We start from the raw sequence: 20,785 nt of genomic DNA, 5'->3' as shown, positions 1-20,785 counted from the left end.
TCTGGTCCGCTACGGGCATCCACTTTTCCCGGATGGTATCGAGGCGTGGCGGCAGGGCCCGGTCGTGCGTCATCTGTATGACCAGCATCGTCGGCAGTATCTGGTGCGTTCCTGGCCGTCCGGCAGCGCAGGTCGGGTTATTGGTCGGGCCGCGGAGACGGTTTCCTGGGTGGTGCAGCGGTACGGTGGTTTCGCTGCTCGTGAACTGTCCGAGCTGACGCACGCCGACCTCCCCTGGCGTCAGACCCGCGCCGGGTTGGACGAGTCGGCGCGTTCCAGCCGATCGATTTGCCCCGAGTTGATGCGGGAGTACTACGGGCGCCATCACATGACCGTGGCGGACGCGGTGGCCGACGTCGTGGCCAGCACCCGGCTGGAGGGTGTGGAACTCCCCGGGGATGTGCTGGCTGAACTAGTCGAGGTGGCCAACGGCCGGCGGTCGGCCGATGATGCGGTGGCGGCGCTGATTGCGTCGCGCCGTGGACGACGCTGACCCGTACTGCCGGCCCGGTTCTCCCTGCCTGCGTAATCTTCTCGATATCCGGGACGCGGACGAACTTGCCGCGGTCGAAGCGGAAATCGTCGCCATACGTGATGTGGAGCTGCGTCGTGCAATATTGCCGGGGCTTTACGATTTCGACCATCTTCGGCAGTTCCACCGCGTCCTGTTCAGCGACGTCTATCCGTGGGCCGGCGAGATTCGCGTGGTCGATATCGGACGGCCCATTCTCTTTGCGCACTGGCGGTTCGTCGCGGACGCTGCGGACGACGTCTTCGCCAGACTGGCCGCGGACGCATATCTTGTCGGCTTATCGCACGGCCGGATGGTCGACTGCGTTGCGAGATATCTCGGCGAGGTGAATGCGCTGCACCCCTTCCGAGAGGGCAACGGCCGTGCGCAGCGTGCCTTCTTCCGTCAACTCGCAGCCGCGGCCGGGTGGCGTCTGCGCTGGGACCAGGTGAGCCGGGACGAGAACGACCGCGCCTCGGCCCGGAGCCTGGTAGGTGACGACGCGGCCCTGGAAATCCTGATCGGCCGGATCCTCGAACCGCTCGGATGAAAGCTGTTTTCCATACTCAGTGGACTGCATCAATCCACCTCATGTCAGCCCCTGAATGAACACCGTACTAATGGAAAAATCGGCTACTGGACCAGAAGAATGGTATCGCCGCAGGTCAGCGGTGATATGGGAGTCCAGTTACCAAGATCCCCCTATTGTCGATCGCTCTTAGTACCCGCCGCTTCCAGGTGGGTGGCCCGCCCGGGACGGGGATGGCCGGTCCGGTCGGTCATGCCTGTCGTGACCCGACCGCCGCTACTCCTCCCGCGGTCCACTGGGGAAGGGCGCTGGCATCTGACGGCCTCGTCCGGAGGGTTCCGAGCCCGACTTTCTCCGGCTGGGAGAGGGGAAGGAAGGAGGTACAGTGGGTTTCAACCGCCCTATGTCGGTTGCGCCGATATTGGCCAGCAGAACCTCCCGGGCGGTGGCTTCGTCAAGTCCCCACAGGTCAATCCCGACGATCGTGTTCAGCAGGCTGGGGAGGGGCGTTTCCTCGACCCGGACCGGGATGGTCCGACGTGTGGCCCGGCTTTGATCGCCACGCCAGGCAGCCTGCCATTCGGCTCGCTCGAACTGGGATCTGACGAATGCCCGGGAAACGATGGCCAAGATACGGCGTGACGAGCTGAAAGCGTGCTCGATGTCTATGATAGAATTGCTTCCGGGAATGACATCCCAGGCTTGGATGAGAACTCGATAGCCCACGTTCTCAAGCTGGAAAGCCACCCATTCTGCCCAGTCTCTGTCATTTTCCGCATAGCTTATGAAAAAGTCTACCGTGAACTCTTCCGGTTTCGTCCGAATCTTACGTTCGAACTGCAGGAGGAGCTTGCGGCGCTCGGTCTCATCCAGTGGGACCTGCCGAGTGATTTTTTGCTTGGTAAGATAGCCGGTGAGCTGCTCGCTGGCTGCAAGAATTGTTCCGCTGCTGTTGGGGCGGTCGCCGATCGTGGCGAGCCACTCCTCATACGCGTAGAAAGGCGTATACGGTACCTCGACTTCTCCCCAGTATTGGTCACGTGCGTTTCCGTCAAGGCCCTTCAAGAGGTAATCAAGGCGGATTCTTGCCAGGTCCCGACTCGCCTCCAGCTTCACTCTTTCACTGTCTTCGACGCGCATCGGGACCGGCCAGATTGTGATGTCTCGCTCGCCACACTGCCTTCTTACGGACTCCGCCACCGCCGCAGTTCCAACGATACTCTGTGTGCTGAAGGTGAAGCAGGCGACAAGAATGTCGGGTAGTTGGACCGTGCAGATGCCGGCGGTGTCGCTGAGACCGGTCCGACTGTCGATGAGGACATAGTCGAACTGGGCGGTCATGCTCTGCTTCATTGCCTCGACAAATGCGCCGCCACCGCGCTTGTCGTAGAAGTTGGACCAGTCGAAAGAATTGACCTTGGCGCCGTACGCGTCGTCCTGGCGTCCCGCCGACAGGAGCGAGAGGACACCGCCGCGCTCGAAGTCCCATCGCAGCGAAACGGTATGGTTGAGCACATCGGCGTAGGGCTCGTGCCAGCCGGGCGACGGGTCGCCCTGCGTGTCAAGGGTGGCCAGCGCATAGTCCCAGACCATGTCCATCACACCCGTCGAACCAGCCAGCTCGGGGTCGACGAGGAATGGATGGAAGTATCTGTGCAGGCCGGGGGCCTCAAGATCCCAGTCCACGGCAAGCACCCTGCAGCCGTTGCTTGCAAGGATCCAGGCGATGTTCGCCAGGGCCATCGTCCGACCGGACCCACCCTTGTACGAGTAGAATGTGATGATCACACCTGGCTGGCGATCGGCGGTCATGAGCCCACCATAGAGCCGTTGAGCTGTGGTCGTGGGACGTATTGATCGGTCGCCGCCGTTCGGCTAGAATCGGCCTCGCCCAACAACAGCTTCTGCAGGTAGACGAGGACCTCTACCAGAATGCGGCGAAACTCCTCCGGACTGTGTATTCTGGCGTGGAAGCTCTGGTCCGGTCTCCTGGTCTTCTTGGGAAAGACCGTTTTCGGTTCGGGGACGCCGACGGCCGACTGCGTGTCGGTAACGTTCCAGGTAATCATGACCGCGCTGTTGGGGTCGAAACGGTTGTCATAGGTGCGAAGGGCTCCCGCGCGGTCCGGTAGATCCGTGACACGCGGGTCCACCAGCAACACCACCAGTTCATTCTCCCGGTCCGCGTCATCAAGGCGTTCAACGAGATGACCGTCCAGTTTTTCCGGGTAGGGTGTCATCTTCTGATCGATTGCAACGGCGGCAGCGAGGCGGACCAGTGGTTCGGCGTCGTGCGGAAGGAAGGGCGACCAGTCCGTCGGACGGGTTCCGTAGTAGGGGTCGGGGTCGGATTTCCGGGCCAGTTCGGTGGCGGTTCCCGATGCGACGATGAAATGTACATGGTGAGGTCCGGTCGTGTTGTCGGAATCCGCTGTACCACCCGGTGCGCTCGGTGAAGCCGGCATCTTCGCGAAGGCGTTCCTCGTTGTCTCCAGTTCTGGTGGCAGGGCTGCCGGGGCCAGCGTGTACTCGTCTGTGTTCTTTTTTATCTCCAGGACGATTGCGCTCAGTATCTGGTCGTAGCCGAGCGCCAGGGAAGGGTCCTTCTTGTTCTTCACGATCTTCATGAGGCCGAGCTCCGTGTACTCGATGCCGTACTCGATGCCGTACTCGATGAACTCGCGGTATTGGACTGCACCCGCGACCTCGGGTAAGCGCAGGTCGCTCGGGGGCTCCCAGAGAATCGGAGGTTCCCAGAGAAGTGGGAATATGAGCGGTGGGGTTTTGCCGTTTACGGCCTTCGCTGCGTCCAGCCGGTCGGAGAACGCCTGCCACTCCCGGCCGCAGAACTCGCTGTTGAAGTAGCGTGGCGAGTACAGCGGCACGAAGGCCTGGCAGTGGGCGAGTTCGTCGGCGATCGTGTCCGCCCAGCGGGTACCGGATCGCAGGTCCACGTCCTGAAAGCCGATGACGCCGGCCGTAGCCTGTACACGTCACCTGCGTAGGCATTCGGCTGCGGGCAGCATACTGGGCCGGATTTCGGCGGATCGGTGGGGCAGGTGCGGATCAGCTGCGGATCAAGCGTGGATCAAGCGTGGATCAAGCGTGGATCAGGCAGGGCCGTGACGGACGGTCACGGTCTGCCGTGGCCGTAGAGTGGGCCGGGTGCAGGAGACGTCGTCCACGGACGGGGATGGGACTACCGAGGCGGCGGGTGCGCGGCCCGGGGCGCCACTAGCTGCTGTTCGGTCGCGCAAAGCGGTGGCCACGCTGCTCGGCACCGGTTTCGCGGTCGTCACCGTCGACGTGATCACGAAGATCATTGTGGTGGCGCACCTGTCCGACCGGGCGCCGATCGATCTGGTGCCGGGCGTGCTCGATCTCCGCCTCACGCGCAATCCCGGTGCCGCCTTCAGCCTCGCCGGTGGCGCGACGGTCTTGTTCAGCCTGGTGGCCGTCGCGGTTGTCGCGGTCATCGCGCGGACCGCCCGGACCTTGAAGTCCACGCCGTGGGCGATCGTTCTCGGGCTGCTGCTCGGTGGTGCGCTCGGCAACCTCACGGACCGGATCTTCCGCGCGCCCGCTCCGTTGCGCGGGCATGTCGTCGACTGGATCCACCTGCACCACTGGCCGGTTTTCAACGTCGCGGACTCGGCGATCGTGATCGGCGGAATCCTCGCGGTCATCCTGGGAGCACGCGGTATCGGCCTGGACGGGCAGCGCGCGACGGACGCCGGTGAGCAATGACCGGCGAAACTGACCGGTGAGCAATGACCGGCGAAACTGACCGGTGAGCATGACCGGTGACGGTGACCAGCAGTGGGTGCCCAGTGAAGGTGACCAGTAGTGGGGGATCAGCGGTGAGCGCAGGGGACAGACGCACGCTGCCGGTTCCCGACGGACTGGACGGCCTGCGCCTGGACGCCGCCATCGCCCGGATGTTCGGGTTGTCCCGGACGGCCGCCGCGGCGCTCGTGGATGACGGCTACGCCAGTGTCAACGGCACGGTGCGGGGCCGGTCCGATCGGGTGACCGGCGGCGCGTGGCTCGACGTCGAACTGCCGGCGCCGCCGGCTCCGGTTCAGATGGAGGCAACCCCGGTGCCCGGCCTGGAGGTGATCCACGACGATGGTGACATCGTGGTCGTGGGCAAGCCGGTGGGCGTCGCCGCTCACCCCGCTCCCGGGTTCAGCGGACCGACCGTGATCGGTGGGCTCGCCGCGGCCGGCTACCGCATTGCGACCAGCGGTGCGTCCGAGCGTCAGGGTGTGGTCCACCGCCTGGATGTCGGCACAACGGGAATCATGGTGGTCGCGAAGAGTGAGCACGCCTACACCGTGTTGAAGCGTGCCTTCCGGGAGCGGGAGGTCGAAAAGATCTACCGGGCTCTGGTGCAGGGGCATCCGGATCCATCCAGGGGAACGGTCGACGCACCGATCGACCGGCATCCGCGCAAATCAGGCCTGTTCGCCGTCGTTGCGGATGGTAAACCCAGCGTTACCCACTATGACACCGAAGAGGCGTTCCGGGCCGCGTCCCTGCTGTCGGTGCGGCTGGAGACCGGTCGGACCCATCAGATCCGGGTGCACATGTCGGCGTTGCGGCATCCCTGCGTCGGTGATCTCGCCTATGGCGCCGACCCGGTTCTCGCCGGCCGGCTCGGGTTGACCCGGCAATGGCTCCATGCCGCGCAGCTGTCCTTCGCTCATCCCGCGGACGGTCGGTGGATGACGTTCACCAGCCCCGATCCAGCCGATCTGGCGGAGGCGGTGTCCCTCCTCCGCCAGCAGTCATGATCACTTCCGAGGGTTAGAGCGCCCGGCGGCGCAGGTCCACGTCCCGTGGCGCAGGTCCACCGCCGCGATGGGTTGCTCATGCGGGCGCGGGGGCACGTTCCGTCCGCGACCGAAACCCCGTGGGAGGACTGTGATGAGCACGACGACAGCACCGGTCAGATCCGCGAACGGTCACCGCACGCTGCATCTCGGCCAGCGTGTCGCGACCCCGCAGGAGCGGGCCGAGCGTGGAAAGGCGGCGCGGGCCACGGCTCCCCGTTCCAGCCATGGCGAGTTCTCCCCGTCGTCACGGCGACCCGACCCGGTGGATGTGATCGAGAAGCAGTCTGCCACCCGAGTGCCCGAACTGGTGCCGATCCGGTACGGGCGGATGATGGAGTCGCCGTTCCGGTTCTTCCGGGGCGCAGCGGCGATCATGGCTGGTGACCTTTCCAGGACACCACGGACCGGGATCACCGCACAGCTGTGCGGTGATGCCCACCTGGTGAACTTCCGTCTGCTCGCATCACCCGAGCGGCGCCTGACGTTCGATATCAACGACTTCGACGAAACTCTGCCCGGCCCATGGGAGTGGGACGTCAAACGGCTGGCGGCCAGCTTCGTCATCGCGGGCCGGCAGAACGGTTTCACCGCTGCCGAAAGGCAGTCGGTGGTCACGACCATGGTGCGTTTCTACCGGGAGTGGATGCGCCGGTTCGCCGAGATGACCAACCTCGCGGTCTGGTACGCGCGGATCGATGTCGAACAGCTCGAGTCCGAATTTCGGGACCGGCTTACCAAATCCCGGCGCCGGCGGGTCAAGCGTACGATGAGCAGCGCCCGTACCCGCGACAGCCTGCGGGCGTTCAACAAGCTCACCGTGGTCCTCGACGGCGAGCGCCGGATCGCCTCGGACCCGCCGCTGCTCGTTCCGATCATGGAGCTGCTCCCCGGCGTGCAGGGCGATGTCCTCGCCGAGCAGCTCAACCGGGTGATCGAGGAGTACCGGGACTCACTGCAGGCGGACCGCCGTGCGCTGCTCGACCAGTACCGGCTGGTCGACGCCGCCCGGAAGGTCGTCGGGGTCGGCAGTGTCGGTACCCGTTGCTGGATTGTCCTCATGCTCGGCCGGGACGACCAGGACCCGCTGTTCCTCCAGGTGAAAGAAGCCGACACGTCGGTGCTCGCCGATTACCTGCCGGCGAGTGAGTACACCAACCAGGGGGAACGCGTCGTCTCCGGTCAACGGCGCATGCAGGCGGCCAGCGACATCTTCCTCGGTTGGCACCAGGGGACCGGGATCGACGGCCAGACACGGTACTTCTACGTCCGTCAGCTGTATGACTGGAAGGGCGTCGTGCAGGTCGACGAGATGCCGCCGGACGGCATGCGGTCGTTCGCGGAACTGTGCGGGGCGACGCTGGCCCGCGCCCACGCCCGGTCGGGGGACCGGATCGCCATCGCCTCCTACCTCGGCCGCACCGACGTCTTCGACCGGGCGCTCGCAGACTTCGCCGAGGCGTACGCCGACCAGAACGAGCGTGACCATGCCGCGCTCGTCGAAGCGGTGAAGTCCGGTCGAGTCACCGCGGAGTCCATCGACTGACCGCTCGTCCGCTCGAAGATGATTTTTCGAGCTTTGTTTGATCGAATCGACGTTTTTGATCGTACAAACCTCGAAAGATCGTCCGGATGGGCAGGCTGCGTCCGGATGGGCAGGCTGGCGGCGGCGTGCTGAGGATCATGAGCACGCCGCCGCCGGCATGAGTCGGGGTAGGCCGCTTCCATGTCGTGACAGTCACAGAGGAGGATGGTCGCGGGACGGACGATACGGCAGGCGTCGGGCGATATGAAGGTTGTGGTGCCCGGCGACCGCCACCGGCCGTCACCAACGACGACACGAGACGACTTGAGGAGCCCCTGCGGTGAAGTTGGCGATGGGCACCCGGGAGGTCTTCGACGCGGAGAGCCTGCTTGAGGAATACCTCGGTCCGCGCAAGCGGGGCCTGCGTTATGCCTACCCGTACTACGATGGGCTCGCCACCAACGGTGACCCCGACCTGCTGTGCACGGGGGACCTGCTCGCCCCCTGTCTGCTCGGCGTCCAGGTGGACGTCGACCGGATGCACACACTGACCGCGCTGACGCCGTTACTGCAACGCGCACTGGACAAGCTTCCGCCAGGGATCGAATTGATCGAGGCCGACGAGGTCACACTCGATCTTGTGGCGGCCCTGTACGACCCGCTCGACGACCCCGACGTGTCCGACCGTGACGTCAAGGGTTCGCTGATCGCGAAGGTCCTGCACCGCAAGCGGCCCGGACTGGTCCCGCTGTTCGACTCGAAAGTCAGGGTCTTCTACCAGCACGAGCGGTGCATCCCACCGGCGCCCCGTGACGGCCGATCCTGGCGTGAGTACATGCAGCTGCTGGTCAGGGCGATGCAGTACGACCTGCGGGAGAATGCTGAGGAGTTCCGTCGGTTGTCCGCGCTGGTCCCCGACAGCGGACCGCCCCTGACGCCGTTGCGCATCCTCGACATCGTCGTGTGGATGAGCAGCGCGGTCTGACCGCTGCTGCCGGCGGCACTCATAGCGCACTCATAGTGAAGTCATAGTGAAGTCATAGTGAAGTCATAGTGAGGTCATGGTGGTGAGGCGGTCGTGGTGAGGCGCAACAGGGCACCTTCGGGCTGCCTGCCCTCTGTCGTCGTCCTGCCGCTGCGGGTGGCGCGCAGGGTTGCCATGGGTAGGGCGCGCGTCCGCGAGGAGATCGGGCGCGGTGTCGCACTGCGCGGTCGGGTCTGGAACGGCATCGCCGACCTCCCCTTCGAGGGAGTCGTCGTGGTCGGCATGGACGGCCGGGTGGCCGCCGTCGGGCCGCAGGACTCGGTGGTGCTGCCGGACGGCCTGCGGATGATCGACTGCGCCTGGATCGGACCGGGCGTCACCGACGCCCATGTTCATCTTGCGGCGACCGCCACATCTGGACACGATGAGCTTCGTGCTGGACTCGTCGCTGTCCGTGACCTCGGTTCCCCGGTCGAGAGGCTGGCCCACTGGCGTGTCGCAGCGCCGATCGTCGTGGTCGGGGCGGGTCCCCGGGTGGTGGGTGCCCCGGACCCACCACCGCATCCTGATCCGCACGGGGACGGGCTGGCAGTCGTCGACAGCCCCGCGCTCGCCCGGCGGGCCGTCACGAGTCTTGCGGCGGATGGTGTCGATCTCATCAAGGTGTGTCTCGGGGGTGGCGAGGGCAGCGCACCGTCGCGACGATCGCCCTTGCACTACAGCGAGCTCGAGGTCGTGGTGAAGGCCGCGCATGCGGCCGGGCTCCCGGTGACCGCGCACGCGTTGACCGTCTCGGCGGTGGAGCTGGCGCTGCGGGCGGGTGTGGATGAGCTTGCCCACGTTCCGCTGGAACCCTTGCCGCCCGAGACCGTCGACCGGATCGCCGCCGCCGGCGTGCCGGTCGTGTCGACCCTGCAGTGCCATGCCGGGGCAGGCCCCGCACCCGGGCGCAATGCCGCGCTGCTCCATCGCGCCGGAGTGCCCCTGCTCTACGGCACTGATGCGGGCGGTGCGGGTAACCGTCCGCCCGGGGTTGACCCGCGGGAGCTCGACCGGCTTGCCTACGCCGGGCTGGGGCGCCTCGGCGCGTTGCGTGCGTCGACCTCCGGCGCGGCCCGGGCAGCTGGGTTTGACGGCCAGCGGCCGTCGGGGCGTATCGAGGTCGGTGGGTATGCGGCCGTGGTCGGCCTGCCCGCCGACCCGCTGGTCGAACCCGCGGCCTGGCGTCACCCGAGCGTGGTGGTCAACGGCCAGCGAATCATCACGGCGTAATGTTCACGAATGTGAAGCTTTCCGTCCTGATGCCGGTGTTCAACGAGCAGGCCACGCTCGCGTCCGCGGTCAAGCGGGTGCTGGACGTCACCTATCCCTGCGAGGTCGAGCTCGTGGTGGTCAACGACGGCAGCACGGACGGGACGCGGGCGATCCTCGACTCCGTCGATGATCCCCGGGTCGTTGTCGCCCACCAGTCCGTGAACCGTGGCAAGGGCGCGGCGGTCCGCACTGCGAGCCAGCTCGCGACCGGTGAATACCTGGTCATCTGCGACGCGGATCTTGAGTATGCGCCTGAGGAGATCCCAGCGCTGCTCGAACCGGTAATCACCGACCAGGCCCGGGTCGTCTACGGCTCGAGGACGTTCAGCAGTAACACCGCGTACTCGTTCTGGTATGTGATGGGTAACAAGGCGGTTACGCTTGCGGCGAACATCCTGTTCGACAGCTACATCTCGGACCTGGAGACCTGCTTCAAGCTGATGCCGACCAGTCTGTACCGGGAGCTGGACGTCGCCCGGGTCGGCTTCGGGATGGAGGCCGAGGTGACCGCCAAGCTGCTTGCCCTCGGTATCCGACCGTTCGAGGTCCCGATCAGCTACCAGGCCCGCACCCGGGCTGAAGGCAAGAAGCTGACCTGGAAGGACGGCGTCGAGGCGCTGTGGATACTGGGCTCGATCCGGCTCCGTGGCCGGGCGCGGGTCCGCTGACAGGCGAATGCGACAATGGGCAGCGTGCTGAGCTACGCCGTGCGTGGGCTCACCCGCCGGCACGGCGTCGGTGAGCATGCTGTCCTCGCCACATGTGACCTCGACCTCGACATCGAACGTGGCGAGGTGTTCGGAGTGCTCGGGCCGAACGGGGCCGGAAAGACCACGCTGGTGCGCCAGCTCATGGGGCTCATCCGGCCGGATGCCGGGTCGATCGAGATGTTCGGATGGGACGTCGTCTCCCGGCCGGACATCCCGCCCCGGCTGGCGGCCTACCTCGGTCAGGGCGACACGGCCCTGGCGGACCTCCCGGTGAGCGTCGCTGTGGAGACGACCGCCCGTCTGCGCGGGCTGGGCCGTCCCGCCGCCCGTGCGGCACGGACGGCCGTCATCGACGAACTCGGGCTCGCGCCGATCGCGGGTCGACCGTTGCGGCATCTGTCCGGTGGCCAGCGCAGGCTGGCCTCGGTTGCCTGCGCCCTGGTCGGCCACCGCGAGGTGCTCGTCCTGGACGAGCCCACGACCGGGCTTGACCCCACGGCTCGGCGGGCGGTGTGGTCGGCGCTGCAACGGCGCCGGGACACCGCGGGCGTCACCGTGGTGCTGGTCACGCACAACGTCCTGGAAGCGGAGTCCGTCCTGGACCGCGTCGCCGTCCTCGAGGCCGGTCGGGTGATCGCCTGCGACACCCCCGGGCGGCTCAAGGCGTCGGTGAGTGATGACGTCCGGCTGGACCTGGTCTGGCGGTTCGAGCCGCCCGGCGACGATCCGATCATCGCGCGCCTCGCTCAGCAGGCCGAGATCACCGGTCGTCGGTGGACCACGCGGATGGCCGCGGTCGACGCGCGTGAGGCGCTCGCGCGACTCACGACCGGCCCGGCCTTTGCCGCCCTCGACGACTTCACCCTGGCCACGCCATCCCTTGAGGATGTCTACCTCGCCCTCGGCGGAGCATCCCGCACCCTGGAGCGCTCATGACCGCCCCCACCGCGGCGTCCCAGTCCGCCGGTCCGCCATCCGTGGGCCAGGAGGGTGCCGGCCAGGACGGTGCCGCTCAGGATGCTGGCACCGTGAGCGCCGCCACGATCGTGGGTGGCGCCGTGGCGTTGCCGCCCAACACCCGGTTCGGTGCGGCTCTGCGGGCCGTTTACGTCGGTCAGCTCTCCCGCGCTCGGGTGGCACGGGTGCCGCTGTTGTTCGTCGCGGCTTTTCAGTCGCTCGGGATCATGCTGCTGCTCCGGGGGGTGGTCGACACCGGAAACGAGACGACCAGCGAGCAGGTGGTGGCGGGTTCAACCGTGTTGGTGGTGGCCTTCATCGCCCTCAACCTGCTGGCGCAGCGCTTTGGAGCGCTACGCGCGGCCGGGGCGCTCGACTACTACCTGACCTTGCCGATTCCCGCCAGCGCCGTGGTACTGGGCACCGCCGCCTCCTATGCTTCGTTCGCGGTGCCGGGGACGGTCATCACGGCGGTGGTGGGCGCCCTGCTCTACGGCCTTCCGCTGTCGGGTCTGTGGCTGCTCCTACCGGTGGTCGCACTGGCGGGTGCGTCGCTGGCCGGCATCGGAGCGGCGATCGGCCTGCTGGCTCCACGCCAGGAACTGGCCACCGTCGTCGGACAGGTCGGCATGAGCGTCGTGTTGTTCGTGGGCATCATCCCGGCCGACCGACTGCCTGCCGGGGTCAAGCTGCTGCGGGACCTGGTGCCCAGCACGTACGCGGTGGACGTGCTGGCCGCCGCGTTCCGGCCATCCATCGACTGGGCCGCGGCCGTCGTCGACCTGCTGGTGTGCGCGGTGGTCGCGGTCATCATGCTCACCGCGGCCAGTATGGCGCTACGGCGTGCCGGCAATGCCCGGCGGTAGACGCATGCCAGAGATGAATGAATGGTGACCAAGCCGTTGCCGGACTCGCACGACGCAGGAAGGCGGGGTTCACCCCAGGTGCCGGGACTGCGCGGTCCCGGGGGGTTCGTCGGCGCCTTGGATGACCCGCTGGTGGCCGCGGATCGTGACGACCGCTTCTGGGCGGTCGGCCGGAGCGAGATTGTCGCCGGTGTCGTGGGTGCGGTCGCCATGGCCGCGGCCGGTCTGCCGCTCGGACTCCTGTGGGCCGCGGCGGCCCCGCGCCTGGACGTCAGGGCGGCGCTGGCCGGAAGTGAGCTCGCCTTCGACGCCCAAGCCGGCGTCGACGTGTACTTTGCCATGATCTGCGGGATCGGCGGTCTGCTTGCGGGAGCGCTCGCGTTCTGGCGGGGACGCAGCGGCGGCTGGCCGCTACCGGTGGGGCTTGCGCTGGGCGGGCTCACCGGATCCCTGTTGGCCAGCTGGATCGGCCACGAGTTGCGGTCGTCGCGGGTCACTTCACAGCTTCCGGACGGGGCCCGCGACCTTGCCGTCCAGCTCGTCGATTTCCGGCTTCGGTCGTCCGGTTTCCTGGTCGTCCTGCCCGCCGTGTCGTTGTTCGTGCTCGCGGTACTGACCTGGTTTTCGACCTTTCGGATGCCCCGCCGGCCCCTGACCGACCCGGCCGTCCCGGCAGACCCGGCAGACCCGGCAGACCCGGCAGACCCGACAGACCCGACAGCCTGAGCAGCCAGGCGCTCTTAGTTCGGGCTGGGGGTGACCCGGATGTGCTCGTCGGACCCGATGGCGCTGAACCGTTCGAGGAGCCCGAGTTCCCTGCGGAGGATCATCCGTTCGGCCCGCAGCCGGGCCGCGGCATCGGGTGCGGCGAGCAGCGCCTGGCGTTCGGCTGTCTGGGTCACCACGGAGGCGGCAACGATGTAGGACAACATCCGGGGGTCATCGGGAAGATCGGGAAGTCGGAGCTCGGCGGCCTGGGAGCTCGAGAGCCGGGCGGCGTAGTCGTGGAGCAGCTTCGTCACGACGGGGACCTGCGCGGCCGCATCCTGGGCGTCCCCGATCCCGTCGCTGAGATACTCCACGTCGCCGGTGAGGTAGGGACGGCTGGTCCGGTCCACCGCCAGTACCCGGAACTTCGCCCCGCCCGATGCGATGATCGAGAAGCGTCCGTCGGTATGCCGGTCGATCCGGCGGATGTTCGCCGTGCAGCCGATCTCGTGGAAGGTCGGGAGGTCGTCCGTCCCGGTCTCCCTGCCGTGGCGGATGGCGACGACCCCGAACCGGCGCGGCTCACCTGCGGCAAGGTCCAGCAGCTCGGCGACAAGCACCCGGTAGCGGTGTTCGAAGATCTTCAGTGGGAGCAGGAGGCCGGGGAGCAGCACGGTCCCCAACGGGAACAGGGCTAGCCGTTCGGTCATGACGGAAACACCTGTTTCAGGTCGGGGAACCTCCTGAGATGCCGCTGGAGGCGATCAGGCTCCGAACCCATCATGGGCCCGTCGCCGGCAGGACGCTCGGTTGGCAGCGCCCGGCAATGGTGCGCGCAGCGTCGCGGGGCTGGGCCGGATGTGTGCCGGCAGCCGTACGCTACTGTTACGCGACATACTGTTGCCCCGATGAGGGGTGCCCCGATGAGGGGTGCGGCGGGAGGCGTTTCCGTGGTCGAACCCACGCCGGAGCTGCTGGTCGTCGGTGCATCGTCGGACCCGGTGCGGTCGCGCGGTGCCGGTGCTTCCGATGATCTTGATTGTGCCGGTGATCGGGGTGGGCCGGCTGATCGGAGTGGCCCATCTGATCGGCGGGCGGAGCCGGCAGCCGTCGGGGACGGCCGCCACGGGGACGGCCGCCATCAGGTGATCGACGCGCTGCGCGGCCTGGTGCGGGTCACCGCCATCCTGCCACCACGGCTTGCCCTGGTCGTCGCCCCGCCCGACGGTACTGACGCGTTGGCCCGCCTGCCCGGTGTCGTGGGCGTGTTCACCCATACCGTGCCGGCGGGCCTGCGCGAGACCCTGACCGCGACGGAGAACCTCTTCGTCGATGCCTGGCTCGCCCGTGTGGCGGGCAAGCACCGGTCGGGGGAGGGGCTGCCCTGGGACACCCCCGGCCGGTTGCCACCGGACCCTGCGGGCAGGGTGGGCGGCCCGCCATCCGACACCGGGTGAACCGGTGAACCGTGTCACGGCCACCCGGTGTGGGTCGTCACAGGATCCGACTGGATGGCAGCCAGTCAAATGTTCCCGACGACATACGCGCCATCGCGTACAGCCGGTCGCCGACCCTCGCGACAACCTCCAGATGCCGGTCGAACGAACTCTGGATCATTGTCACCGCGTCGACGTGTCCGAGTTCGGTGCCGAAGGGTCTCGGCGGGCTCCACGGAAACCCGTATGCGTCGTTGTTCCGCCAGAAGTGGACCAGACCGCCGGCGGCGGACGGCGCGACGACCTCGAAGTTGCCCAGTCGGCCGAACTGGCTCTGGACCAGTACGGGATTACCGACCACGCCTTCGGCGAACACCACCGAGGTCCGCCACAGCCCGTCCTCGCCACGGTAGAGGTGCACCAGGCGGCCACCGGCCAGTGCGACAGCCTCCAGATTGCCTGCGCCGAAATTTCCCTGGATGAGGCTGACCGCGTCGACCCGGCCGAGGTTCGCCGCCGCGAGAACCGGCCGACTCCACGGGTAACCGGCGACATCGTTGTCGCGGGAGAGATGCAGCAGGCCGATGTCGCGAGCCGGGACGAGTAGTTCGAACGTGCCCAGTCGTCCCAGCCGACTGTGGATCAGCGACGGTGTCCCGGCCACGCCGTCCATCAGGTGGGCGGGCTCGTGCCAGCGCAGCGACGATCCGCCGTCGCGCCAGAAGGACACCAGCGACTGCCCGATCCGGGCGATCGCCTCGAGCGCTCCGGGGGTCGCCAGCCGACTCTGGATCATGGAGAGGGCGTCGATCGGGCCGCTTGCCTGTGCGATCTGGAACGGCTCCCGCCACGGCAGGCCTGGGGCGTCGTTGTCCCGCCACAGGTGGGTCACGCCGGCGAACGAGGACGGTACGACCAGCTCGAAGTTGCCGGCCTGACCGTAGTTGCTCTGTACCAGGACCGGATTGCCGGCCACGCCTGCACCCCAGCCGATGTGGCTCGGGGTGTATCGGCACATCTCGAAGCTGTTGGACCGCATCAGGCAGGTGACGCTGTCCGGTGCGCAGCCGTCACAGTTGCCGTTGGGAGTCCCGAACCGTCCCCAGGCGCCACCGCAGTTACAGCTGCTGGCGGCGTACTCGTCGGGGCAGCCGAAGATGTGCCCGGTCTCGTGGGCGAAGACGCGGTCGAGGTTGTCCGGACCCCAACCGTCGTTGTCGTAGGACAGGACGAGCCGGGGCCCGCCGACCGAACTGTACGCGAAGTATGACAGCGGGTACTTGGTCATGAACGCGCAGTAGGACCATCGCGTCACATGAAAGTCGCGCAGGTCGTCGACGAAGTCGTAGACGCCGTCGAAGTTCGGCGTGTAGCCGAGCTGGCGCATGGCCGGATCCCGCCAGAGCGCCTCCAGATCGGCTGCGGCGGGATCCGGGGGTGTCGAGATCCGAACGATCCGGATGTCGTAGCTGAACGTAAGGTCTGCCGCCGGATTGGTGGTTGCGTACCAGGACAGCCCGTTCTGGACCTCCGCGACGACTTTGGTGCGTTCCGCGGCGGTGAACTGGAGATCGGCCGTCGGCCCTTCGACGATGACCAGGCCGACCGCGACGCTGCCTTCCATGAAGCTGCTGGTGGTCCTGACGTCGACCGGATGCCCGATCGGCTCGCCTATCCGGTCGCCGGTGGCGTTGGCGGTCAGCGACCGTACGGTGCCCGCTGCGGGTGTGCCGGGTGTGCCGGGTGTGCCGGGTGTGCCGGGGGAGTCGTGCTCGGCCGGGGCGTCGTTGACGGGGCCGGGATCGAGCCTGGACGAGCCTCGCGGCGGTGGGATGTCGGTACAGGACCCGTCCATGTCCCAGGGCTCGTCAGCTCTGACCCGGTCCTGCTTGGCCTGCTGGTAGTCGGCGCTGGCCCGTAACTGGAAGGCCGCCAGGCCGAGGCGTTCGATCCGGTCCAGCTCAGCCGGGTCGAGTGGGATCGTGGCGGGCACCTGGGCAGCCGCGGTGGCACGCACGTCCGCTCGCAGGGAGGAGATCGCATCGGCCGCGCTGACGATGTTGACTCGGCCGTAGCGGTGGAATATCCGCACGGCCTCCTGGGCGGCCGAGAGCCGTCCGGCGGGATCTGTTGCGTCAACGGTAGCGGTAGCGGTATCTGCCGGCGCGTCGACATTCATCATGATGATTTGCTCGTTGGCTGGTATGTCCCCCGCCATGGGTGATCTGTGTCCCTTCTGCTGGGCAGCTGTGCGGAGTTGTACCGGGTTGATCTAGAGTTGTGTTGCGTTTGGGAAAACTGTGCACCCGGATGCCGGGCCGGCTCTGCACGTGGAGGCCGGGCCGGCGCTGCACTCGGATGCAGGGCCGGCGCTGCGCCAGGACGCGGCGGTACCCCCTCGGGTACCAGGCGGTGCCCCGGGTAACCGGCGGTAACCAGGCGCAGGGCAGTACCCAGCGCGCGTCAGTATCCAGGTGCACGTCGGCGTTCACGCACACCGCTGGGCGGCGGGCGTGAACCCGGACGGTCGGTCAGGGGCCACGGCCAGCGGAGTCGCCAGCCGTGTACGCGCCGGACCACCGTGTGCACCCGGAAGAGGTGGGAGCGGATGCCAGCTCCCGCTGCGGCGGGCCCGCCATGATCCAGCGGGCCCGCTTCTACCGTTTTCGGCCCGATCGGCCGGCTCCGAGAGCCTGTTTTGAATCTTCTGTCCGGGTCAGCCCATCGAGGTTCGGGTCAGCCCATCGAGGTTCGGATCAGCCCATCGGGCGTCGGGTCGGACCCGAGGGCGGCGGTTCGCCCCGGAGCTGGGTGTCACCCCAACCGATGCTCCCCTGCAGCGAGGGCTGGAGGTGCTGGCCCTGTTGAACCTGCGAACCCGGTGGGCTCTGCTGGCCCCCACGTGCCTGCGCCGCCATCGCCTCGGCCACGTTGTGCATGATGGCTTCCACCAGCCGCACCGCCTGTGTCGTGGGCAGGTTCAGCACAACCTCGGCGTCGCCGGCGATCTGGAACCGTACGGACACATCCACCATGTCGCAATCCCCATCTCCGGTTAGGTCTCCTGCGGGCCCGCACAGGCGCGAAATAATGCCATATTCGCGCCTCCTTCGACCGTGATCATGCCTCGATCAGTGTGCATGTGCGGTCCCGGTCCATCTGCCGCACAGATCACGGTACGTCGCGGCGTTCCGTAGCCGTATGCGGCCTCGCAACCGAGAGGTCGGACCAGCCGTACCGATCACGGTTGGGTAGTGTCCGGACGGTGACCGCAGCATATTGCACCGTGGCTGACTGTATTGCCGAGCTCGACCGCAGCTATCCTCCGTCCTGGGCGCAGTCGTGGGATGCTGTGGGGCTCACGGTCGGAGACCCGCAGATGCCGGTTCACCATGCACTGTTCGCCGTCGACCCAACACTCGACGTCGCACGGGAAGCCGTTGGTTGCGGTGCGCAGCTTCTGGTCACCCATCATCCGTTGTTTCTCCGCAGTGTTCACGGTGTCGCGGAGACCGACGCGGGTGGCCGGGTCGTGGCAACCCTCATCCGTGGGGGCGTGGCGCTGTTCAGCGCGCACACCAACGCCGATGTGGCCTGCCCCGGTGTGAGTGACGCGCTCGCGGGGGTCCTCGGGCTGCGCGACGTCGGGCCGCTCACCGAGCCGCCCGGCCCGCAGCCGCCCGGGGCCGAGCCTGGTAACGGCGGACTGGGCCGCGTCGGCAACCTGGCCGAATCCGAACCACTCGGCGCGTTCTGCGCGCGGGTGGCGGCCGCGCTGCCCGCCACGGCGGGCGGGGTGCGTACCACCGGTGCGCCGCAACGCCCGGTGCGCCGGATCGCGGTCTGTGGCGGTTCTGGCGGCGAGCTGGTGGGCGCCGCTGCGCGCGCCGGAGCCGATGTGCTGGTAACCGCCGACGGGCGTCACCACCACGTCCTGGACGCCGTCAGCGCGCACGACGTCGCCCTGGTGGACGTGGCGCACTGGGCGAGCGAATGGCCGTGGTTGCAGGTCGCCTCCGCGCGGCTGGGCGCAGGCCTGGCCGGGCGAGGTCGTACGGTGAACACAACGGTTTCCAGTCTGGTCACCGACCCGTGGCGGTGGCATGCGAGCTCATCGGGGCCAGCCGCCGGCCAAGCGTAGCGAGCCGGACAGCCCTATCCTCGGGCGCTCTGGGCACGGTGAGCGTGGCACGCACGACAGCGCGCTCGGTGAGCGCAGTTTTGTAAGCGCGGTTTTGTACGCACAGTACGGTTTTGTAAGCACAGGGAGGAGCACATGAAGGCCGACCCAGCGACCCAGCTTCGCCTGCTGTCCGTGCAGGCGATCGACTCGAGCCTTGACCGGCTCGCCGCGCGGCGGCGGAACCTGCCTGAGCTTGCCGAGATCGACAAGCTGAGTGCGCAGCTCGCCGCGCTCAATGACGACCTGGTTCGGGTCTCGACGGAGCTGCGGGACCGAGGCCGTTCGCAGCAGAAGCTGGACGACGAGGTTGACCTGGTGCGGGCGCGGGCGGCCCGGGACCAGAAACGTCTCGACTCCGGGCAGATCACCAGTTCCCGCGAACTGGAAAATCTTCAGGCGGAGATCGCCTCGCTCGCTCGCCGGCAGAACGCACTTGAGGACGAGACGCTGGCGCTGATGGAGGTCATCGAGGGGCTCCAGACGCGCGCGGGGGCGATCCGGGCCGATCAGGAACGCCTCGAGGCCGAGCTGGCGGTAGCCGGCGGCAGGCGGGACACCGCGCTCGCGGAGATCGACGATGAAACGGGCGCTCGTCGCGGTGAACGCGAGGCCACCATCCCGACCCTTCCCGCCGATCTGGTAGCCCTTTACGAACGGCTGCGTTCCTCCTCCGCCGGTGTCGGCGCGGCCAGGCTCGTCCGGCGGCGGTGTGAAGGATGTCACCTGGAACTGTCCGGCGCCGATGTGCGTGACGTCGCGGCGGCCGCCCCGGACGAGGTGGTGCGCTGTGAGGAATGCCGGCGCATCCTCGTCCGGACCGCCGAATCGGGCCTGTGAGCACCGGTGATGGGAGAAGATCATGAATGACCGTCCGTCGCGCCGGCTTGTCGTCGAAGCCGACGGCGGATCACGGGGCAATCCGGGTCCGGCCGGGTACGGAGCGCTCGTGCGGGACGCCGAAACAGGGGACGTGCTGGCCGAGCGGGCCGGGGCGATCGGTCGGGCGACCAACAACGTCGCTGAGTACCAGGGGCTGATCGCGGGTCTGCGCGCGGCGGCCGACATCGACCCGAACGCCGTCGTCGAGGTCCGGATGGACTCGAAGCTGGTCGTCGAGCAGATGAGCGGACGCTGGAAGATCAAGCATCCGGCGATGCGCCCGCTGGCGATGGAAGCCGCAGACGTCGCGCTCGGTTTCCCGCAGGTCCGCTACGGCTGGATTCCGCGGGAGCGCAACGGCCATGCCGACCGGCTGGCGAACGAGGCCATGGACGCGGCCGCCCAGGGACGAACCTGGGAGCCGCCGGAACCCCAGTCGCCCGAGCCCACACCGCACCGGGCGCCGACCACGAACCGGCTGTCCGGCTGGATGGCTCCGCCGGCGCCACCCACGACCACCGTGTTGTTGCGCCACGGGCAGACCCCGATGTCGGTGGAGAAGCGCTTCAGCGGCACGGTGGACGCAGGTTTGACCGACGTCGGCTATGCACAGGCCGACGCGGTGGCGGTACGGCTGCGTGAGGTCGAGTTCGAGGCGGTGTACTGCTCGCCGCTCAAGCGAGCCCGCCAGACCGCGGACGCCCTCGGCCGGGACTACATCGTTGACGACGACGTGCGGGAGACCGACTTCGGCACCTGGGAGGGACTGACCTTCGGCGAGGTCCGCCAGCGTTTCCCGGAGGAGCTCAACGCCTGGCTGGCTGATCCGTCGGTGCCGCCGCCCGGTGGCGAGAGCATCCTGGACACGGTCGGGCGGGTCACCGCCGCCCGGGACCGCATCTGTGCCGCGCATCCGGGCGCACGGATTCTCGTCGTCTCGCACGTGACGCCCATCAAGGCGTTGACACAGCTGGCGCTCGACGCCTCACCCGCGGTGCTCTACCGGCTGCACCTCGATCTGGTGTCGATGTCGACGATCGACTGGTACTCGGACGGTCCGGCGGTGCTGCGCGGCTTCAACGACGGGATCCACGCCGCCCACCTGGTCGAGGAAGGCCAGTAGCGCGGATGGTGACCGGGTTGGGTGACCCCGACCCGGTTGGGTGAATGGTCGGGGTGAGCGGGTTGGCGGGTTGGCGGGTGGGGCGGTCAGCGGTTGCCGCGGCGGTACTGACGCACCTCCTTGCGGACCTTGATCTGGGTGATCAGCCCGATCAGGAGGCCGATGACGAGGCCGGCCGTCGCTGACGCCGCGAGCGCGCCCGCGACCGACATGTTGTGGAACGA

20 protein-coding genes are annotated in these 20,785 nt (G+C 67.7%); 15 read left to right on the top strand and 5 right to left on the bottom strand.

The features are described from left to right. On the top strand, positions 1 to 493 hold a 493-nt coding region (locus U9977_RS02440; protein ID WP_322747501.1), incomplete at its 5' end, for a Panacea domain-containing protein. Continuing rightward, on the top strand, positions 480 to 1,061 hold the full coding sequence (locus U9977_RS02435; protein ID WP_322747500.1) for a Fic/DOC family protein: 582 nt from the start codon (positions 480 to 482) through the stop codon (positions 1,059 to 1,061). The genes U9977_RS02440 and U9977_RS02435, both read left to right, overlap by 14 nt. 255 nt (positions 1,062 to 1,316) lie before the next feature. Here the strand turns inward: U9977_RS02435 and U9977_RS02430 are convergent, their stop codons facing one another. After that, entirely contained in the window at positions 1,317 to 2,852 is a 1,536-nt protein-coding gene (locus tag U9977_RS02430; RefSeq protein ID WP_322747499.1) for a KGGVGR-motif variant AAA ATPase, read from the bottom strand. Next, positions 2,849 to 3,994 (bottom strand): FxsC protein, encoded by a 1,146-nt coding sequence (fsxC, locus tag U9977_RS02425; protein WP_322747498.1) that lies wholly within the window; start codon positions 3,992 to 3,994, stop codon positions 2,849 to 2,851. Before fsxC ends, U9977_RS02430 begins: the two co-directional genes overlap by 4 nt. Positions 3,995 to 4,205: 211 nt before the next feature. On the opposite strand from fsxC, the gene lspA reads away from it, so the two are divergent. The 9 genes from lspA (at position 4,206) to U9977_RS02380 (ending at position 12,958) form a co-directional block, all read left to right on the top strand. Next, positions 4,206 to 4,787: a signal peptidase II gene (gene lspA, locus U9977_RS02420; protein WP_322747497.1), complete on the top strand. Its 582-nt coding sequence runs from the start codon at positions 4,206 to 4,208 to the stop codon at positions 4,785 to 4,787. 113 nt (positions 4,788 to 4,900) lie between these two features. After that, complete coding sequence (locus U9977_RS02415) at positions 4,901 to 5,836, top strand: RluA family pseudouridine synthase (protein WP_322747496.1); 936 nt, start codon at positions 4,901 to 4,903, stop codon at positions 5,834 to 5,836. Between the two features lie 133 nt (positions 5,837 to 5,969). Beyond that, positions 5,970 to 7,421 (top strand): DUF2252 domain-containing protein, encoded by a 1,452-nt coding sequence (locus U9977_RS02410; RefSeq protein WP_322747495.1) that lies wholly within the window; start codon positions 5,970 to 5,972, stop codon positions 7,419 to 7,421. A 319-nt stretch (positions 7,422 to 7,740) separates the two neighbouring features. Beyond that, on the top strand, positions 7,741 to 8,385 hold the full coding sequence (locus U9977_RS02405; protein WP_322747494.1) for a DUF6308 family protein: 645 nt from the start codon (positions 7,741 to 7,743) through the stop codon (positions 8,383 to 8,385). A 93-nt stretch (positions 8,386 to 8,478) separates the two neighbouring features. After that, on the top strand, positions 8,479 to 9,657 hold the full coding sequence (locus U9977_RS02400) for an amidohydrolase family protein (RefSeq protein WP_322747493.1): 1,179 nt from the start codon (positions 8,479 to 8,481) through the stop codon (positions 9,655 to 9,657). Then, a complete protein-coding gene (locus U9977_RS02395; protein WP_322747492.1) occupies positions 9,657 to 10,367 on the top strand; it encodes a glycosyltransferase family 2 protein in 711 nt (236 codons plus the stop codon). The genes U9977_RS02400 and U9977_RS02395 overlap by 1 nt, the downstream gene beginning before the upstream one ends. A 15-nt stretch (positions 10,368 to 10,382) precedes the next feature. Further along, on the top strand, positions 10,383 to 11,345 hold the full coding sequence (locus tag U9977_RS02390) for an ABC transporter ATP-binding protein (RefSeq protein WP_322747491.1): 963 nt from the start codon (positions 10,383 to 10,385) through the stop codon (positions 11,343 to 11,345). Further along, the gene (locus U9977_RS02385) at positions 11,342 to 12,232 is read left to right on the top strand and encodes an ABC transporter permease (protein ID WP_322747490.1); all 891 of its coding nucleotides are present in this window, start codon (positions 11,342 to 11,344) and stop codon (positions 12,230 to 12,232) included. The genes U9977_RS02390 and U9977_RS02385 overlap by 4 nt, the downstream gene beginning before the upstream one ends. Positions 12,233 to 12,253: 21 nt before the next feature. Further along, positions 12,254 to 12,958 (top strand): hypothetical protein, encoded by a 705-nt coding sequence (locus tag U9977_RS02380; RefSeq protein WP_322747489.1) that lies wholly within the window; start codon positions 12,254 to 12,256, stop codon positions 12,956 to 12,958. Between the two features lie 14 nt (positions 12,959 to 12,972). Here the strand turns inward: U9977_RS02380 and U9977_RS02375 are convergent, their stop codons facing one another. After that, a complete protein-coding gene (locus tag U9977_RS02375; protein WP_322747488.1) occupies positions 12,973 to 13,650 on the bottom strand; it encodes an LON peptidase substrate-binding domain-containing protein in 678 nt (225 codons plus the stop codon). A gap of 213 nt (positions 13,651 to 13,863) precedes the next feature. On the opposite strand from U9977_RS02375, the gene U9977_RS02370 reads away from it, so the two are divergent. Further along, a complete protein-coding gene (locus tag U9977_RS02370) occupies positions 13,864 to 14,397 on the top strand; it encodes a hypothetical protein (protein ID WP_322747487.1) in 534 nt (177 codons plus the stop codon). A gap of 37 nt (positions 14,398 to 14,434) precedes the next feature. Here U9977_RS02370 and U9977_RS02365 read toward each other — a convergent pair whose 3' ends face one another. Beyond that, positions 14,435 to 16,558 carry a hypothetical protein gene (locus U9977_RS02365; RefSeq protein WP_322747486.1) on the bottom strand — a complete coding sequence of 708 codons (2,124 nt, stop codon included), beginning with the start codon at positions 16,556 to 16,558 and terminating at the stop codon, positions 14,435 to 14,437. Positions 16,559 to 17,132: 574 nt separating this feature from the next. Next, positions 17,133 to 17,411, bottom strand: a complete 279-nt coding sequence (locus U9977_RS02360) for a hypothetical protein (RefSeq protein WP_322747485.1) — start codon at positions 17,409 to 17,411, stop codon at positions 17,133 to 17,135. Between the two features lie 230 nt (positions 17,412 to 17,641). Between U9977_RS02360 and U9977_RS02355 the strand changes: the two genes are divergently transcribed. The 3 genes from U9977_RS02355 to U9977_RS02345 all read left to right on the top strand — a co-directional run bounded on the left by U9977_RS02355 (position 17,642) and on the right by U9977_RS02345 (position 20,561). Continuing rightward, positions 17,642 to 18,517, top strand: coding sequence for a Nif3-like dinuclear metal center hexameric protein (locus U9977_RS02355; RefSeq protein ID WP_322747484.1), 876 nt, complete (start codon positions 17,642 to 17,644; stop codon positions 18,515 to 18,517). A 135-nt stretch (positions 18,518 to 18,652) separates the two neighbouring features. Continuing rightward, entirely contained in the window at positions 18,653 to 19,396 is a 744-nt protein-coding gene (locus U9977_RS02350; protein WP_322747483.1) for a zinc ribbon domain-containing protein, read from the top strand. Between the two features lie 22 nt (positions 19,397 to 19,418). Then, positions 19,419 to 20,561, top strand: a complete 1,143-nt coding sequence (locus tag U9977_RS02345; RefSeq protein WP_322747482.1) for a bifunctional RNase H/acid phosphatase — start codon at positions 19,419 to 19,421, stop codon at positions 20,559 to 20,561. Positions 20,562 to 20,785 lie beyond the last annotated feature (224 nt).

Source organism: Protofrankia sp. Cas8 (assembly GCF_963555845.1).
Taxonomy (GTDB): domain Bacteria; phylum Actinomycetota; class Actinomycetes; order Frankiales; family Frankiaceae; genus Protofrankia.
Note: the sequence above shows the minus strand (reverse complement) of the source record. Positions and strands in the feature narration are given on the sequence as shown.

Bases quoted from the DNA above. Each gene is read 5' to 3' on its own strand.
- U9977_RS02380 (WP_322747489.1), top strand. From the start codon at position 12,254: ATGGTGACCAAGCCGTTGCCGGACTCGCACGACGCAGGAAGGCGGGGT.
- U9977_RS02430 (WP_322747499.1), bottom strand. From the start codon at position 2,852: ATGACCGCCGATCGCCAGCCAGGTGTGATCATCACATTCTACTCGTAC.
- U9977_RS02360 (WP_322747485.1), bottom strand. From the start codon at position 17,411: ATGGTGGATGTGTCCGTACGGTTCCAGATCGCCGGCGACGCCGAGGTT.
- U9977_RS02385 (WP_322747490.1), top strand. From the start codon at position 11,342: ATGACCGCCCCCACCGCGGCGTCCCAGTCCGCCGGTCCGCCATCCGTG.
- U9977_RS02345 (WP_322747482.1), top strand. From the start codon at position 19,419: ATGAATGACCGTCCGTCGCGCCGGCTTGTCGTCGAAGCCGACGGCGGA.
- U9977_RS02375 (WP_322747488.1), bottom strand. From the start codon at position 13,650: ATGACCGAACGGCTAGCCCTGTTCCCGTTGGGGACCGTGCTGCTCCCC.
- U9977_RS02390 (WP_322747491.1), top strand. From the start codon at position 10,383: ATGGGCAGCGTGCTGAGCTACGCCGTGCGTGGGCTCACCCGCCGGCAC.
- U9977_RS02370 (WP_322747487.1), top strand. From the start codon at position 13,864: ATGAGGGGTGCGGCGGGAGGCGTTTCCGTGGTCGAACCCACGCCGGAG.
- U9977_RS02365 (WP_322747486.1), bottom strand. From the start codon at position 16,558: ATGATGAATGTCGACGCGCCGGCAGATACCGCTACCGCTACCGTTGAC.
- U9977_RS02410 (WP_322747495.1), top strand. From the start codon at position 5,970: ATGAGCACGACGACAGCACCGGTCAGATCCGCGAACGGTCACCGCACG.
- U9977_RS02395 (WP_322747492.1), top strand. From the start codon at position 9,657: ATGTTCACGAATGTGAAGCTTTCCGTCCTGATGCCGGTGTTCAACGAG.
- U9977_RS02350 (WP_322747483.1), top strand. From the start codon at position 18,653: ATGAAGGCCGACCCAGCGACCCAGCTTCGCCTGCTGTCCGTGCAGGCG.